General features: G+C 38.5%; 13 protein-coding genes. All 13 read right to left on the bottom strand.

Translation table 11 applies throughout. The features are described from left to right. Positions 1 to 280: 280 nt before the first annotated feature. The gene (rpiB, locus tag prwr041_RS12900; protein ID WP_207154196.1) at positions 281 to 724 is read right to left on the bottom strand and encodes a ribose 5-phosphate isomerase B; all 444 of its coding nucleotides are present in this window, start codon (positions 722 to 724) and stop codon (positions 281 to 283) included. 71 nt (positions 725 to 795) lie between these two features. Continuing rightward, on the bottom strand, positions 796 to 2,811 hold the full coding sequence (locus tag prwr041_RS12895) for a transketolase family protein (protein ID WP_207154195.1): 2,016 nt from the start codon (positions 2,809 to 2,811) through the stop codon (positions 796 to 798). Positions 2,812 to 2,838: 27 nt separating this feature from the next. Continuing rightward, positions 2,839 to 4,341, bottom strand: a complete 1,503-nt coding sequence (locus prwr041_RS12890; RefSeq protein ID WP_207155692.1) for an alpha-N-arabinofuranosidase — start codon at positions 4,339 to 4,341, stop codon at positions 2,839 to 2,841. A gap of 140 nt (positions 4,342 to 4,481) precedes the next feature. Further along, positions 4,482 to 6,137, bottom strand: coding sequence for a ribulokinase (locus tag prwr041_RS12885; RefSeq protein ID WP_207154194.1), 1,656 nt, complete (start codon positions 6,135 to 6,137; stop codon positions 4,482 to 4,484). A gap of 2 nt (positions 6,138 to 6,139) precedes the next feature. Continuing rightward, the gene (gene araA, locus prwr041_RS12880; RefSeq protein ID WP_207154193.1) at positions 6,140 to 7,684 is read right to left on the bottom strand and encodes an L-arabinose isomerase; all 1,545 of its coding nucleotides are present in this window, start codon (positions 7,682 to 7,684) and stop codon (positions 6,140 to 6,142) included. Positions 7,685 to 7,719: 35 nt separating this feature from the next. Next, positions 7,720 to 8,418, bottom strand: a complete 699-nt coding sequence (locus prwr041_RS12875) for an L-ribulose-5-phosphate 4-epimerase (RefSeq protein ID WP_207154192.1) — start codon at positions 8,416 to 8,418, stop codon at positions 7,720 to 7,722. A gap of 15 nt (positions 8,419 to 8,433) precedes the next feature. Next, positions 8,434 to 9,111, bottom strand: coding sequence for an NUDIX hydrolase (locus tag prwr041_RS12870; RefSeq protein ID WP_207154191.1), 678 nt, complete (start codon positions 9,109 to 9,111; stop codon positions 8,434 to 8,436). Between the two features lie 75 nt (positions 9,112 to 9,186). Next, the gene (locus tag prwr041_RS12865; protein WP_207154190.1) at positions 9,187 to 10,932 is read right to left on the bottom strand and encodes a sodium:solute symporter; all 1,746 of its coding nucleotides are present in this window, start codon (positions 10,930 to 10,932) and stop codon (positions 9,187 to 9,189) included. A gap of 35 nt (positions 10,933 to 10,967) precedes the next feature. Further along, the gene (locus prwr041_RS12860) at positions 10,968 to 12,158 is read right to left on the bottom strand and encodes an aldose epimerase family protein (protein WP_207154189.1); all 1,191 of its coding nucleotides are present in this window, start codon (positions 12,156 to 12,158) and stop codon (positions 10,968 to 10,970) included. A 268-nt stretch (positions 12,159 to 12,426) separates the two neighbouring features. Next, complete coding sequence (gene galK, locus prwr041_RS12855) at positions 12,427 to 13,587, bottom strand: galactokinase (RefSeq protein WP_207154188.1); 1,161 nt, start codon at positions 13,585 to 13,587, stop codon at positions 12,427 to 12,429. An 80-nt stretch (positions 13,588 to 13,667) separates the two neighbouring features. Beyond that, positions 13,668 to 14,981, bottom strand: a complete 1,314-nt coding sequence (locus prwr041_RS12850) for an MFS transporter (RefSeq protein WP_207154187.1) — start codon at positions 14,979 to 14,981, stop codon at positions 13,668 to 13,670. A 9-nt stretch (positions 14,982 to 14,990) separates the two neighbouring features. Next, positions 14,991 to 16,079, bottom strand: a complete 1,089-nt coding sequence (locus prwr041_RS12845; RefSeq protein ID WP_207154186.1) for an aldose epimerase family protein — start codon at positions 16,077 to 16,079, stop codon at positions 14,991 to 14,993. Between the two features lie 121 nt (positions 16,080 to 16,200). Further along, complete coding sequence (locus prwr041_RS12840) at positions 16,201 to 17,472, bottom strand: bifunctional folylpolyglutamate synthase/dihydrofolate synthase (protein WP_207154185.1); 1,272 nt, start codon at positions 17,470 to 17,472, stop codon at positions 16,201 to 16,203. Positions 17,473 to 17,474 lie beyond the last annotated feature (2 nt).

The raw sequence follows: 17,474 nt of genomic DNA, 5'->3' as shown, positions 1-17,474 counted from the left end.
TCGTGAGACAGATTCCTTTCATCTTTTATAGCCTTTAGGTTGACTAAACTGAGCCCTTTTAGTTCTGTTGTTTATATTAAAGAACTAACATCAACAATGTCTGTACTAATATCTTTTACACAGTTTAAAGATTCTAGCATATTATTATATTGATCATGATCAATTAGTTTGTGCAACATTTTATGTATATTCCCAAGTCATTTCTATTGTATTCAGTTATATAAAAAAAGAGAAGACTATTATCAGTCTTCTCCTAAATAAAGCTTTAATGATTAATTTATTATTTTGGTATTGCTATCTTTTTTATGCGACGCTCATGACGTCCACCTTCAAATGTTGTTTTGAAAAATTCATCTAAAATAGTTTCAGCTGTTTTGTTATCGATAAAACGACCAGGAAGTACAATAACATTTGCATTATTATGCTGACGAATCAATTGAGCAATTTCTTTATTCCAAACAAGTCCAGCACGTACACCTTGATGCTTGTTAAGAGTAATAGCCATGCCCTCGCCACTTCCACAAATACCGATACCCGGATAAACTTCGCCACTTTCAATAGCCTCTGCCAAAGGGTGAGCAAAATCTGGATAGTCAACGCTCTCATCACTATATGTTCCAAAATCTTTCACAGCGTATCCTTTTTTATCAAGATACTCTAAAACAAATTGTTTCAAAGGGAAACCTGCGTGATCGCAAGCTATTCCAACAGTTTTAACTTCCATAGGCATATAAATTTAAGATGTTAAAGGGGAACGACTGATTTACAGTCACTCCCCAAATATGTTAACTATTACTATTCTGCAAGTAATTCCTTAACCTGATTGTACACATTTTGACCTGTGTAACCAAGCTTTTCATCAAGAACTTTATATGGTGCAGAGAAACCAAAGCTCTCTAGACCCCATACCTTACCGTTAGCACCTACTAAACCTTCAAGTGTTACAGGTAGTCCTGCTGTCATACCGAACACCTTAGCGCTTCTTGGGAGAATGCTTTCTTGGTATTCTTTAGGCTGACTTCTGAATAAGCCTTCTGAAGGAACGCTTAATACACGAACTTTGATGCCATCATTATTAAGTAACTTTTTACCAGCCTCAAGGGTAGAAACCTCTGAACCAGATGCAAGTAAGATTACATCGAAGTTTTCATCTGAACCAGCAACAATGTATGCGCCCTTTTCAGCTTGATTGTAGTCGTTACCCTCAGGGAGCATTTCAATATTTTGTCTAGACAAGATAAGTGCTGTTGGTGTAGAAGTATTTTCCATAGCCATCCTCCAGCATACAGTTGTTTCTTCTGCATCTGCAGGACGTAAAACTCTTACGCTATCTTTGCCATGATGATTCTTCAACTTCTCCATAAGTCTGATCTGAGCTTCTTGCTCAACTGGCTCATGTGTAGGTCCGTCTTCACCAACGCGGAAAGCATCGTGTGTCCAAATAAATTTAATAGGAACTTCCATTAATGCAGCCATACGAACTGCTGGTTTCATGTAATCAGAGAATACAAAGAATGTACCACATGCTGGGATAACGCCACCGTGAAGTGACATACCAATACAGCAGCAAGCCATTGTAAGTTCTGAAACACCTGCCTGGAAGAATGCGCCGCTGAAATCACCACGCTCCAAGTTATGTGTCTTCTTTAGGAATCCGTCTGTCTTATCAGAATTTGAAAGGTCAGCTGAAGCGCAGATCATATTAGGAACTTGCTCTGCAAGTACACTAAGAATAGTAGCAGATGCACCACGTGTAGCTGCACCAGCCTTCTGTTCTACCTTTGACCAATCAACCTTAGGAGCTTTACCGCTAAACCATACTTTCAACAGTTCTGCCTTGTCTGGATTGGCCTTAGACCAACTATCTTTTTCAGCATAACGTTTAGCAACAATATTTTTAAGTTCAGCAAGACGATCAGCATAAAGTTTCTGAACATCAGGGAAAATCTTGAATGGATCTGTTGGATCACCACCAAGATTCTTTACTGTATTAACAAATGCATCACCACCTAAAGGTGCACCATGTGTCTTGCAGTTATGCTCATAGCTAGAACCATCATCCTTACGTGCGCCTTTACCCATAATGCAATGACCTATAATAAGGGTAGGGCGTTCTGTTTCGGCTTTAGCCTCATTAATAGCTTTACGGATTTGTTCGCAATCGTTGCCATCAATCTTAATAACTTTCCATCCCCAAGCTTCATACTTCTTGGCTGTATCTTCTATTGTAACAACCTTTGTTTCTGTAGAAAGTTGAATGTCATTAGCATCATAGAACATGATAAGATTATCTAGTCCTAGTGTTCCAGCTATACGACCAGCACCTTGAGAAATTTCTTCTTGTACACCACCATCTGATATATAGGTATATATCGTCTGATTCATAACATCTCCAAGACGTGCTTTCAAGAATTTTGCAGCGATAGCAGCACCTACAGCAAAGGTGTGTCCTTGTCCTAAAGGTCCTGATGTGTTTTCTATTCCACGTGCAATTTCACGCTCTGGGTGACCAGGAGTTACTGAACCCCATTGACGAAGTTGTTGTAGATCCTCTAATGTGAATTTTCCGATTAATGCAAGTTGTGAATAAAGCATCGGAGCCATATGACCTGGATCCAAGAAGAAACGGTCACGTCCTTCCCATGAAGGATTTTCAGGATCAAATACTAGAAATTCTGAAAAAAGTACATTAATGAAATCTGCACCACCCATAGCACCTCCAGGATGACCAGAATTAGCCTTTTCTACCATTGAAGCAGCAAGAATACGAATGTTATCAGCTGCGTGGTTCATTACTTTAATATCGTTCATTGTTGTATTATTGATTTTACAAATATACTATTTAATATTTAAAACTACAATTGATTTAGCTGGAATTTTGACTTTTATAGTGTTTCTTTTGATCTTAACATCCTTGAAAGGAGTTGGCTTTACCACATCTGGATTGTTGAAATCATTATAGTCACTTATGTTCTTACTAGTAAGAATTTCCCCATTAATACTTTTTATACCAGCATTTTCTATGTCAATATCTATATTTTGTGCTTTATCAAGACTCACGTTTGCTAAAGATATAACCATGTTACCATCTTTTGTTTTCGCAGCACTTGCTGATACTATAGGAATAGTTCTGTTGTCACGGACTTTCATAGAATCGCACTTTATATCAAGTGGAAGGTATGTAGCATCTTGGAATGGCTGATACATTCTGAATACATGATATGTAGGAGTTAGTACCATGTGACCATTACCTGTTGTGTCTGTGAGAATCATACTCTGCAATACGTTTGCTATTTGAGCTATATTAGCCATGCGTACTCTATCTGAATGACGATGGAAAACGTTTAGAGATAGGGCTGCTACAAAGGCGTCACGCATTGTATTCTGTTGGAATAGGTGTCCTTTAATTGTTCCTGGTTCTTCGTCCCACCAAGTACCCCATTCGTCAACAAGAAGTCCGATATGCTGTTTAGGATCTTTTTCATCCATGATAGCGCTGTGTTTCTTTATAACGTCTTCTATTTCGAGGCATTTACCTAAAGTCCAATAATAATCATCATTAGAGAATTTAGTAGCAGATCCTTTACTTCCATTCCAACCTGTTACAGTGTAATAATGTAATGACAAACCATTCATACGGTTGCCAACATTATTCATCAACACTTTCGTCCAATCGTAATCATAGTCGCTTGCACCTGATGCAATCTTGTATAATTTATGACTGTCGTAATTTCGGCAATAAGTGGAATATCTGCGGAACAAATCGCTATAATATTCAGGGCGCATGTTTCCTCCGCAGCCCCAACTTTCATTTCCTACACCGAGATATTTCACATTCCATGATTTCTCTCGTCCATTTTTGCGACGCAGATTAGCCATAGGTGTATCACCATCACTGGTCATATATTCAACCCATTTTGCAAGTTCTTCAACAGAACCAGAACCAACATTACCACTAATGTATGGTTCTGCACCTATTTTTTCGCAAAGATTTAAGAATTCATGTGTACCAAAAGAGTTATCTTCAATAGTGCCACCCCAGTTGTTATTCTGCATTTTAGGTCGCTTGTTTCTAGGTCCAATACCATCCATCCAATGATATTCGTCAGCAAAGCAACCTCCAGGCCATCTAAGTACTGGAACTTTTAAATCTATTAATGCCTTTAGTACGTCATTACGGTATCCATCGGTATTTGGTATATTTGATTGTGGACCAACCCAAAGCCCACCATAGATACATGAGCCAAGATGTTCGGCAAATTGCCCATATATTTCTTTATTAATTTTATTCTTACCTTGATTGGCATGAATCGTTACTGTTGTATTCTGTGCTGATGCCATAAATACGCATGCAGCAGAAAAAACAGTTGAGATAATAAGTTTTTTCATTACTGTTACTTTTGGTGATTAGCAGTTTACTTTATATATAATACGATTGCGCAGGGAAATCCCCCACGCAATACGTATTATAAAATAGGCGTTTAGTCCTTATATAGTTCAGTTTCAGTGAATTTACCCAATTTGATATATGATTTGTAAATTTCACCGTAAGCTTCTACATTTTCAGGATTAGGTACATAAGTCTTAGAGAATCCGCTATTCATTGCTGCTATAGCATCTTCTACTTTGCCATACACACCAGCTGCTGTAGCTGCAAACATTGCTGCACCAAGAGCACATGCCTGATCTGTCTTACAAACCTTAATAGGCTTGTTGATTACATCACACATTGTTTGCATTACGAAAGGTGATTTAAGTGCAATTCCACCAATTCCGATCACATCATCTATACGTACGCCTTCGTTTTCAAAACGGTCTACGATAGCTTTTGTACCATAAGCTGTTGCTTCAACAAGTGCGCGGAATATCTGTGGAGCAGTAGTACCCAAAGTAAAACCAGCAATAGTTCCTTTCAAAAGTTGGTTAGCATCAGGAGTACGACGACCATTTATCCAGTCTGTTGCAAGAACAGTAGATTCTGATACAGGTATCTTCTCTGCTTCTTTTGTTAGTTCAGGAATTATTTTGTCACATGCTGCATCTATTGCATCTTGGTTATGCTCTCCAGGTATCAATGTACGCAATGGCCATTCCAATATTCTACGGAACATTGCATATACGTCACCAAATGAAGATTGACCTGCTTCGAGTCCAACCATTCCTGGTATAACGCTTCCATCAACCTGACCACAAATACCTTTAATGCACTTGTCACCAACTTCTGCATAGTTAGCTACCATCACATCACATGTAGATGTTCCGATAACTCTAACTAATGTATGAGGTGTAACGCCTGCACCTACAGCACCCATGTGGCAATCGTAAGCACCACCAGCAACGACTACATTTTCAGATAGTCCAAGTTTCTCAGCCCATTCTTTACACAAATGGCCGATTGGCTTTTCTGCTGTTTCTGCATTGTTACCAAGATGTTCGCGAACACTCTTAAGTTTTGGTTCAAGACGCTCTATGAAGTCTACAGGTGGTAAACCTCCCCATTCTTCATTCCACATAGCCTTGTGACCTTCTGCGCAACGAGAGCGTACCAGTTTGTCAAGACCAGTAGTTCCCGTCAGTACAGCTGGCAACCACTCACAATATTCAACGATAGAATATGCTTTCTTTGCAACTTCAGCATCCTGACGGATTACGTGCATTGCCTTTGCCCAGAACCATTCAGCAGAATAGATACCACCTTCATATTTAATATAATTAGTTGGTTCTAATGCTACCTTTTGGTTTACTTCTTCAGCTTCCTTTATTGCAGTGTGGTCTTTCCACAATACAAACATTGCATTTGGATTTTCCTCAAATTCAGGAAGCATCGCAAGCGGTGTTCCATTCTCGTCAGTAAATGCAGGGGTTGAACCAGTTGTGTCGAAGGCTATACCAACAACATTCTTGGCTACTTCTTTATCGCATTTAGCCAATGCTTCTTTTACAGAATTCTCTAGGACCTCAAGATAATCTTTTGGATGCTGACGCCACTGGTTAATCTTAGGATTACAATATAACCCTTGTTTCCAGCGAGGATAATATTTCACACTTGTTGCAAGTGTTTCACCATTTTCAGCATTAACAATAAGTGCGCGTGCTGAATCAGATCCATAATCAAGTCCGATTACGTATTTTGCCATAATTATCTAAGTGCCTTATTCAACATGTAATAAATTTCATTAACTCTAAGATCCTGACGGAAGCGCTCAATATCAGTATCTTTGTTGATGATGCAGCACTCAATGTCAGCGATTTCTGCATAATCACGCCAATACTCATCTGTCAAGCCAAAGCTGAAGCAAGAGTGGTGCGTACCACCTGCATTCATCCAGCAACCAACACCAACCTCAAATGTAGGCTCTGGTATCCATAATGCTGATGCAACTGGCAACTTTGGAAGTGGCTTACTCTTAATTAAGTTTACATCGTTTGCGATAAGACGGAAACGGTTACCCATATCAACAACTGTAGCAGTAACACCATGACCCTGTTTTGTTGTGAATACCAAGCGAGCTGTTTGTGACTTACGAATACCTATACCGAGGAAGTGAACCTCAAGACGTGGCTTCTCTTCAGCGATGTCTGGGCAAACCTCAAGCATGTGTGATTCAAGAATAGATGTATTCTCGCCATCAAAGTTCAATGTATAGTCCTCAAGGAAAGATGTACCACCTTCAAGACCCTGACTCATGAACCAAACTGTACGATATAAAGCTGCGCTCTTCCAGTCACCTTCAGCACCGAATCCAAATCCGTCATGCATCATGCGCTGTGAAGCCAAACCAGGAATCTGATCGAAACCTCTGCCTGTCTCTTCAACGTTTACGTCGCCAAGATCATCAAAGTTTGTCGTGAATGCTTTAGCACCCTTAGCCTTCATTACAGCACGAAGTGTAAGTTCTGCTTTAGCCGCATTCCAAACCTTCTTGTATGCTTCTGATTTTTCATCCTTAATTGTAGCATCAACCTGGTAATCATTGAAATATGTATCTTTAACTAAGGCTGTTACTTCCTCATCTTTGATAGCGTCAAAGAAAGGCATAACCTCAGAGAAAGGCATGTAGTCTACGTGATATCCAAGAACCTGCTCTGCAGCAACCTTGTCACCATCAGTTACAGCAACATTGTTCATCTGATCGCCAAAGCGAAGGATTAGCATATCCTGAGAGTCTGCCCAACCAGCACATACTCTTTCCCAAACTGCGATATGGCCCTGAGTCTTCTCGTCTTTCCAGTATCCGATAACGGTCTTACGTGGCTTACGTAAACGAGAAAGGATGTGAGCATATTCGCGGTCACCATGAGCACTCTGGTTTAGATTCATGAAATCCATATCCATTGTGTCGTAAGGAATCTGCTGGTTATATTGTGTATGAAGGTGGAGTAGAGGCTTTCTTAGAATCTGAAGTCCGTGAATCCACATCTTTGCAGGTGAGAATGTATGCATCCATGTGATTACACCGATACACTTCTTGTCATTATTAGCTTTAGCCATAACATCAGCAACTTCAGCTGAACTGTTAGCTGTGCCCTTGTAAACAACTTTTACAGGAAGGTTACCAGAATTGTTAAGTCCTTCAACCATTTCCTTTGAGTGACCGTCTACCTGAACAACTGCATCACCTCCATAAAGAAGTTGTGCACCTGTTACAAACCATACTTCGAAATTTTCAAATGCTTTGATCATAGTTTTATGTTTTTAATTATTATTTAAATATAGTTTTATTTCTTTTTCTGTCCATAGTATGCGTTAGGACCGTGTTTGCGGTTGAAATGCTTTTCTACTAGCAGAGGATTCATTTTTGTTTGTGGATTAACGCTGAATGAAACAAATGCCATCTTTGCTACTTGCTCCATTACGACTGCGTTATAAACTGCATTGTCAGGAGTAGTACCCCATGAGAATGGTCCGTGATTTTTCACTAAGACGCCTGGAGTATGAGCATAATTAATATTATTCTTCTTGAATTTATCAACTATTACGACACCTGTATTCAGTTCATATTCTGCCATTTGTGATTCTACCATGTCATCAGTGCAAGGAATTGCATCATGGAAATAATCTGCATGTGTAGTTCCGATATTTGGAATATCACATCCAGCCTGTGCCCAAGCTGTTGCATAAGTAGAATGAGTATGAACAACTCCTCCTATTTCATGAAAGTTACGATACAGTTCCAAATGTGTTGGGGTATCTGAAGATGGGTTCAAGTCGCCTTCTACAACTTTGCCAGTTGTCAAATCAACGACTACCATATCAGAAGCTTTCATATTATCATAGCTAACACCAGATGGCTTTATAACAACCAATCCCTTTTCGCGATCTATACCTGAAACATTGCCCCAAGTAAAGATAACTAGATTATGTTTTACAAGATCAATATTAGCCTTGAATACTTTTTCCTTTAATTCTTCCAGCATAATTATGTTTGTTGTTTATAGTTTGAAATTAGGATCATCCTCGTAAGCGCGTTTGTTGAATCTGAAAAGAGCAGCTCCACGCTTAGATGTTATTTTATCAACAAGTTCTGTCTTTTCTATAAAATCTATTGTCTTTATGCGTTTTCTAAAGTTACGTTTGTCTATTTCTTCCCCCAGTATTGCTTCATATACGTGTTGTAGTTGGGTAAGTGTAAATAGATCTGGCAACAGATTAAAGCTTAACGGTTCTGTGTTGATACGTCTACGCAACATATTTATGGCTTTATTGACCATTATGTTATGGTCAGAATATAACTTTGGCATATCTTCCAAGTTTACCCATTCCAAACCATGTTGTTGTCTTATATTATCATCGTAATCCTTGACGTTAATAAGTGCGCAATATGCTATAGATATAACTCGCTCTCCGGGGTCACGGTCAATGTTACCAAAGGCGCCAACCTGCTTTATATACAGTTTGTCCAATCCGGTCAAATCCCTTAGCACTCTGTTTGCTGCATCAGGAAGACTTTCGTCTATGCCGACGAATCCACCGTATAGTGAGAATTCTCCACGTCCTGGATCCATTTGTCGTTTACCGATAAGCAGCTTAAGCTTATCTTCTTCAAATCCAAATACGATACAGTCCACAGAAACTAACAGTCTTGTGTGTTCGCCATAAAATTGTGTCATAGTTTGTATTGTTATATGCTTTCAATAAATAATGTGGAGAGCTTCATCTGCATTTGTGAAACTCTCCTACATATTTTACCAGAAGTAGATATAGAATGCTGCACAGAGTGCTACAACTCCTAGAGTTGCAACAATATCCCATATATTAAAGCTTTCTTTTATTTGCTTCTTATAGTCACCAGTAAATGTGATAGCTTCAACTTGTTCCTTGGTTGGAGCAGGAGTGAAGAACGATACTACAATCATAAGTGCGATAATGAATACCAAAAGCCAGCATTCGAAAATCAACCAGTTAGTCTGCCAGAACCATGCTGTTGAATTCCAGAATGAACCATTCATTACTGCATTTCCAGAATCTGTAATAACATTAGTCAATAGTCTGAACATACCGATGATGAATCCACCAATAAGTCCCCATTCGCCAGCTTTAGGAGTAACTTTCTTAGAGAATATACCTAATGTAAATACTGCAACCATAGCAGGAGCAAGTAGTGACTGGATTCCTTGTAGATAACTATATAGGTTACCCATGTTCATCATTATTGGAAGCCAAAGTAGACCTAGAATTACGACTACAACAGTTGCGATACGGCCAACATGAACATAGTGAGCTTCACTCATGCCTTTCTTCATTGGCTTATAAAAGTCTTCTGTGAATAGGGTGGCACAACTATTGAAGAATGCTGCTAGAGATGTGACAAGTGCACAAATGAAACCTATAGTTACAAATCCCTTAACCCCTACTGGAAGAATATTCTTAACCATCATTGCAAAAGCTCCGTCTGTATCATGTTGGTTTGTGATGTCCATTGTAATACCGCTTCCTGTTTTGCTAGAAAGTGCAATTGCAATCATACCTGGAATAAGGAACATAAATACAGGAAGAAGTTTGAAATAACCTGCAGCAATAGTTCCACGACGTGCGCGCTTCATAACAGTTACATTGTCTTCTCCACGAGTCTGACCAAGTACACGTTGAACAATGTGTTGGTCAGTACACCAATACCAGAAGCCTATAATTGAAGCACCAAGGAATACTACGAATCCAGGATATTCATGATACATAGGATCACCTGTTTCCATATGGAACATGTGAGTAGTTCCATATCCGTCATGCAAGTGTCCGCAATATGCCATCATATTTGACCATCCTGCTGTTATGCTTCCGTCACCAAGTGCTGAAAGTCCTAAGAATAAAACTAAGAATGAACCGATGATAAGTATAGGAGTCTGAATTGCAGACATTGTCATTACACCCTTCATGCCACCGAATACAGTGAATATAGCTGTAATAGCAATAAGACCTAGTGCGCCATACCAGAAAGGTAATCCCAATAGATACTCAAAGAATATACCACCTGTGAATGCAGTTACGCTTACTTTGGTTAGGATATAGGCAATCAATGTAATGATACTCAACCATGAACCTGTTCTTTTTGTATATCTATATTTCAGAAAGTCAGGCATGGTTATTATCTTGCCCATTTTATTATTCAGCAGCTGATAGAAAGGTACGAAAAGCCAACCTAATAGTAAAATCATCCAGCCCTGCATCTCCCAGTGAGCCATACCAACACCATCTTTGGCACCTGTACCTGCTAAACCTACAAGATGTTCAGAACCGATATTTGCTGCAAAGATTGCTGCACCGATAATATACCAAGGTTCGCCTTTGCCAAACAGATAGTCTTGGCTATCTGCGCCTTTCATTTTTTCCTTATCTTTCTTTAAAGTACGCCAAACGTACCATACGATGAGTACGAAGCCAACTGCTAGAATAGTCCAGTCTTGCCATACGAATTCATGTGCATTCCAATTCATTTTGTTAATAGTTTTATATGTTTTGATTAAGTTTATTATTTCTTTGTAGAGAATTTGTAAGCAAGATGACTGTAATACTTCTCACCTGGTTTGAGATATGGATTAGATATTTCCCATCCTTTTGTCTTTGCAGCAAACTTAGTTGGAGAATCCGGATATTTCTGACTTTCAAAGCATACGCTTACATGCTTTGGATACTTAATACCATGCTTGCAACTAATTCCTGTTCCTTGGAAATTACCTGTATATACTTGAATACCAGGCTCATTTGTAAATACTTCCATGAAGATACCTGTCTTAGGAGAATACAAGCTAGCAGCGACAGTCTTGTCGTCACCCTTACCATCCTTGAATGTGTTAAGACACCAGTTGTGGTCGTAACCTGTTGCATTCTTTATCTGATCGTAAGATGGATCGTATTTATTCGCGATAGCAGTTGCTTTGCGGAAATCCATAGGAGTTCCTGCTACATCCTTTATCTCACCTGTTGGAATATAAAATCTATCACTAGGTGTAAATTTGTCTGCATTTATATACATAACTTGATTGTAGCCTTCTTTTGAAGGGTCACCATTCAAATTGAAATATGAATGGTTTGTCATATTAATGACAGTTTCCTTATCTGTTGTTGCTTGAAAAACGATGTCAAGAGTGTTATTGCTTTTTACTGTATATGTAGCTGTTGCTTTTACAGTTCCTGGGAAACCGTTTTCTCCGTCTTTGGCTGTAATTGCGAATACTACTGATGAATCGTTCTTTGATTTTACATCATATACTTTATTCAACCAACCAGTATTACCACCACCATGAAGGCAATTCATCATGTCGTTAGCTCTCAATTTATAAGTCTTGCCTTCAACATTAATTGTTGCATTCTTAATTCTGTTTGCATAGCGACCAACAGAAGAACCGTAATCAGATGGAGTTCTCGCCGTATCAGCATATTGTGAGATATTGTCATATCCCAAAACAACATCTGTAGGTTTTCCATTCTTGTCAGGAACGGATAATGAAACCACACGACCGCCGTAGTTAGTTAGGCATACTTCCATACCAGATTGATTCTTGATTGTAATCAACTCTGTCTTTTTCCCACCGATTATTGAATCGAATTTTGCAGGATTAAGACCAGATACTGTCATTTTTGCACCATTATTTGAGGCACAAGCTGAGAGAAGAATGGTTGTCATTCCTGCTCCCAATAAAATTCCTTTTAGGGTTCTCATAACTGAGTGATTATTAAGTAAATTAATATTATGGGTGTAAATTTACTACTTTTTGTAATAAGTCGTATCGTTTGAGAAGTCTTTTTTCTAACTAAAGTGTAAAATTAACACTTTTAAGCAGTTGATTTATATCAATTAGCATATTATCAGTAAAAACTAAACAAAGCTTCTTTAATACCAAATGATATTATGACAAAAAATAGAAGCCCCATAACCAGCATTTTCAACTGATTATGGGGAATATATAATATCTATTCAGATGCAGATATTAGCAAACCTTATGTGAACCCTGACTTATAACTACAGGATAAACCTCTGGCTCGTGACCGTATTTAGCGGCAAACTTAACTTTTGCGTCAGCAATAAACTTGTTGTAAATATCGTCTTTTACTAGGTTGATAGTACATCCACCAAAGCCACCGCCCATGATACGGCTACCAGTTACACCGTTTACGCGTGCTATGTAATTCAAGAAGTCAAGTTCTTCACAAGAAACTTCATATTCTTTGCTCAGTCCTTCGTGAGTTTCAAACATTTTCTTGCCTACTGTCTCGTAGTCACCTTTTTCCAAAGCATCGCAAACAGCTAGTACACGGTCTTTCTCGCCAAGAACAAAGTGAGCTCTGTTGTAATCTTCTTCACCAACGATAGCCTTAACTTCTTCTAGCTCTTCCCATGTGCAATCACGAAGAGTCTCATATTTATTTTCAGGATGTTTTGCTGCAATCTGCTTAACAACATTCTCGCAACTATTACGACGATCGTTGTATGGACTACCAGCTAGCTCGTGCTTAACCTTTGAATTGATGAGAACCAATTTATATCCTTCTGGATTAAATGGGAAATAAGCGAATTCACGGCTGCGACAATCAAGACGCATCAATTTGCCCTCCTGACCGAACACACTTGCAAACTGATCCATTATACCACAGTTTACACCAATATATTTATGTTCTGTTGCCTGACCTGCAAGAACTAAATCCCATTTAGCAACTTTATTGTCACCAAACAAATCGTTAATAGCAAAAGCAAAACAACTTTCTAAAGCAGCACTCGAAGACATACCTGCTCCCAATGGAACATCGCCATAGAATGCAGCATTAAATCCTTTTACATCTACTCCTAAAGCCTTCATCTCTTTAGCTACACCATATACATAGCGTGCCCAGCTAGCTTTAGGACCTTCTGGATCATCAATGTCAAATTCAACGCGATCTTTTAAGTCGATAGAGTATAGTTGTATTGTATTGGTATCATTAGGGCGGATTTCTGCCATAATACCTTTATCTACAGCACCAGGGAATACAAAACCACCGTTGTAGTCTGTGTGTTCACCAATCAAATTTATACGTCCAGGAGACATATATACGTTACCTGTTTTTCCGTCGAAATGTTTAATGAAACGGCTTCTTACTTTTTCAATATCCATAGTTTTGATAGTTATAAATGTTGTTATTATGTATAAAAAAGCTCCTTCCTTATCCAGGTTGGAGCTTATTTATTTAGTTTTTAATCAATAGGGATTTCTTTATTTACATTCTTACTTCCAAATAATGCGTAGTATAGCATGAACGCTATAGCCAGCAATGGAACTATATATGAAACCATGTAGGTAGAGTGGTCGGCAATGAAATTCTGTACCAATGGAAGAAGGCCTCCACCAACGACCATCATCATGAAAATACCAGATGCAGCAGCAGAGTATTTACCCAATCCTTCTGTTGCTAGGTTGAATATACTACTCCACATAATTGAAGTACATAGACCACAAAGAACTAGTAGCAATGCTGCGATAGGAACAGTTACCAAAGTGAATGAAGAACCTGTGAATACTGGCATTGATACGGTCGTTGTCTTGCCAAGAATCATGGCTGCTATAATCAGTACCATACCTAGTGTTGTCGTACCTATCATCATTGTTCTACTTGATACGTTTCCACCGATAAAACTTCCGATGAAACGACCAACAAGCATCAATAGCCAATATGTACCAGCAACGAAACCACCAACGGCAGCTGCGTTACCTACCAAACCAGCACCTTTTGCAGAAGCGTCAGAAATATAGAAATTTAATGTTCCTGGAATACCAACCTCAACACCTACATACACGAAGATTGCGATTGTACCCAAAACAAAATGACGGAAAGCCCAAGGACTATGCTCGAATACGGTGTTACTTGTAGTCTTACCCATTTCCGGATCAGCAATAGGGATGAACAATAATACAATGAAAGCCATTGCGAATACACCCAAAGCTATAAATAGTACGAGATTTATATCTGCCATTTTCGTGTTAGCAGTTACAGTACCAATCAATGCACCTACAAGCATAGGAGTTAATGTTCCCGAAAGTGAGTTAAGAGTACCACCAATCAAATTAAGCTGGTTACCTCTGTTACCACCACCACCAAGAAGGTTAAGCATAGGGTTTACAACTGTATTCAAAATACAAACTGCAAAACCGCTAATGAATGCACCGAATAGATATATGGCGAAACCACTAATATCAGCACCGAATCTTCCTGAAATGAACTGAATTAAAACTCCAACAAAACCTGTAGCGATACCTGCAAGTGCAGTTTTCTTATAGCCAATCTTTGTAAGCAACTTTCCTGCAGGGATACCCATAAACAAATAGGCAAGGAAGTTCATTGCATTACCAAGCATACCAATCATGTTTTCACTACCTGTGCCACTGAATACGTTCTTCCAGATTACACCAATTGGTGCAGCTAGATTGGTTACGAAAGAGATCATTGCAAACAAGAACATCATTGTTATGATCGCAATGATATTCCCATGTTGTGTATTGTTATTTTCCATTTTGAATAATTATTTTTTCACTCCAAATTTATAAATAGTTTTTTGTTTATACTGTTCACCAGGATTTAATATTACTGATGGGAAGTAAGGTCTGTTAGGACTGTCTGGGAAGTGCTGAGCCTCAAAGCATATTGCACTTCTACGAGGGAATGTCGCACCATTCTGTCCCTTGTAACCATCAGCCCAATTGTCTGTATATACCTGAACACCTGGTTCTGTAGTATAAACTTCCATTGTTCGACCGCTAACAGGCTCTGTGATTTTAGCTGCGAAACCTAGCTCGTCTTCTTCCTTTTTGTTTAGTACAAAGCAATGGTCATATCCAGCACCATTCTTTATTTGCTCATTGTCAGCATTAATATCCTTACCAACAGCTTTTGGAGTACGGAAATCAAATGGGGTGTTATCAACCTTTAGAATCTCACCTGTAGGAATACTTGTGTCATCAATAGGGATATAAAAATCAGCATTGATTTCACAAATAAGATTGTCTATCGTTGGGGTAGGGTTAGCAATACCTGCTAAAGAGAAGAAACCGTGATTTGTAAGATTGATTATTGTCTTTTTATTAGTACATGCTAAATAGTCAATAACCAACTCATCATTATTATTAAATGTATAAATGACTGTTGTCTTTAGTTCTCCAGAGAATCCTTCTTCTCCGTATGCACTAACATAATGCAGAACTAAGCTTTGGTCGTTCATCAACTGAGCATCCCAAACTCTTGCATGAAAACCTGTTGGTCCTCCGTGAAGTGCGTTTGGTCCGTTATTGATTGCCAATTGGTAATCTTTACCATGCAACTGGAATTTTCCCTTGTTAATACGGTTGCCGTATCTACCGATAAGAGTACTTAGATAAGGTTCTGGTGAGTTAATTACATCCTGAATGTTATCGTGTCCCTGAATTACGTTGGCACGATTGCCATTTTTGTCTGGAACCATAATAGCAACGATAGCACCACCATAATTTGTTATGGCTACTTCATTTCCATTAGCATTCTTTAGGATGAACAAATCAGTTTCCTTTCCATTGATTGTGGCTTGAAAGTTTTCACACTTTAAGCCACAGAGGTTTTCATTTGGATCTGAGTTCATAATATGTTTTAAGTTTTTAGTTACAATATTTATATTGCAAAGTAACTGAAAAAAAATGAATAACCCAAATTATACACCGAAAAAATTCATCCGTATTAAGTTTTTTATGCAATGTCTAAAGCTAACTTAACAGGTCAGCGACGATATAACTTGATCCGCCCACGAATATAAAGTCATCTTTGCCAGATTCTGACAGCGCTTTTTCGTATGCTTCCTTTACATTTTTATATATATCGCCTTTCAAATGATGAGTGAACCCTTTTTCTGCAACAGTTTCAACAGGAATGGCTCTTTTGTTTTTTGTTTGGGTCCAATAGTATATTGCGTTTTGTGGCAGCATATTCATCACGCTATCAATATCTTTGTCATCGACCATTCCAAATACTATTCTCAGTTTGTCACATTTTTGAGCCATAATCTGCTTTGATAGATATTGCCATCCACCAACATTGTGCCCTGTATCGCATATTGCAAATGGATTTCTGTTTATTTTCATCCATCTCCCTACAAGTCCTGTAGATTCTACGATGTTGTCTAAGGCTTTAATGCAGTCAGTTATATCCAATCCATTGTTTTTCAATATGGTAACAGCATTAAGAATTGTATTCATGTTGCATACCTGATAGTCGCCGCCTAGTTCGCTATGAAAAGTTCCGAAATGTTTAGTGACATATTTCCTTCCGCACAATTCATCAGCTTCACTGGATATGATTTCGTTTGATTCCTGTGCAAAAGTAATCTGAGAATTGTTTTCTGCTGCCTTGTTTTCAAATACAGGACGCGTCTCAGCTACATATTCTCCAATAACAACAGGAGTATTTGGTTTTATTATCCCTGCTTTTTCTCCTGCTATTTTTGCTAATGTATTTCCAAGAAACTGTGTATGGTCTAAACTTATGTTTGTAATTATCGATAATAGAGGATTGATAATATTGGTACAATCAAGCCTCCCGCCTAATCCAACTTCAATAACAGCTATATCTACATGCTGATCTGCAAAGTATTTGAATGCCATCGCTGTAGTAAGTTCAAAGAAGCTGGGATTCAAAGGTTCAAAAAACGAGCGTTCTTTTTCAACAAAGTCGACCACGTAATCTTCGCTGACACATTTTCCGTTAACTCTTATTCGCTCACGAAAGTCGATAATATGTGGTGATGTGTAAAGTCCAACTTTGTACCCCTTATATTGCAGCATTGCGGCCAAAGAATGCGAGCAAGAACCTTTGCCGTTTGTACCTGCGATATGAATAGTTTTGAATTTCTTGTGTGGATGTCCAAAGTGTTCATCCAGCGCAAGAGTATTATGCAAACCTTCCTTATAAGCAGAAGCACCCACATGTTCAAAAACAGGGGTGCTATTAAATAGGTAATTTACAGTTTCTTTATAGTTCATAA

The sequence above is a fragment of the Prevotella herbatica genome (genome assembly GCF_017347605.1).
GTDB classification, from domain to species: domain Bacteria; phylum Bacteroidota; class Bacteroidia; order Bacteroidales; family Bacteroidaceae; genus Prevotella; species Prevotella herbatica.
This window is presented reverse-complemented; position numbering and strand designations above follow the sequence as displayed.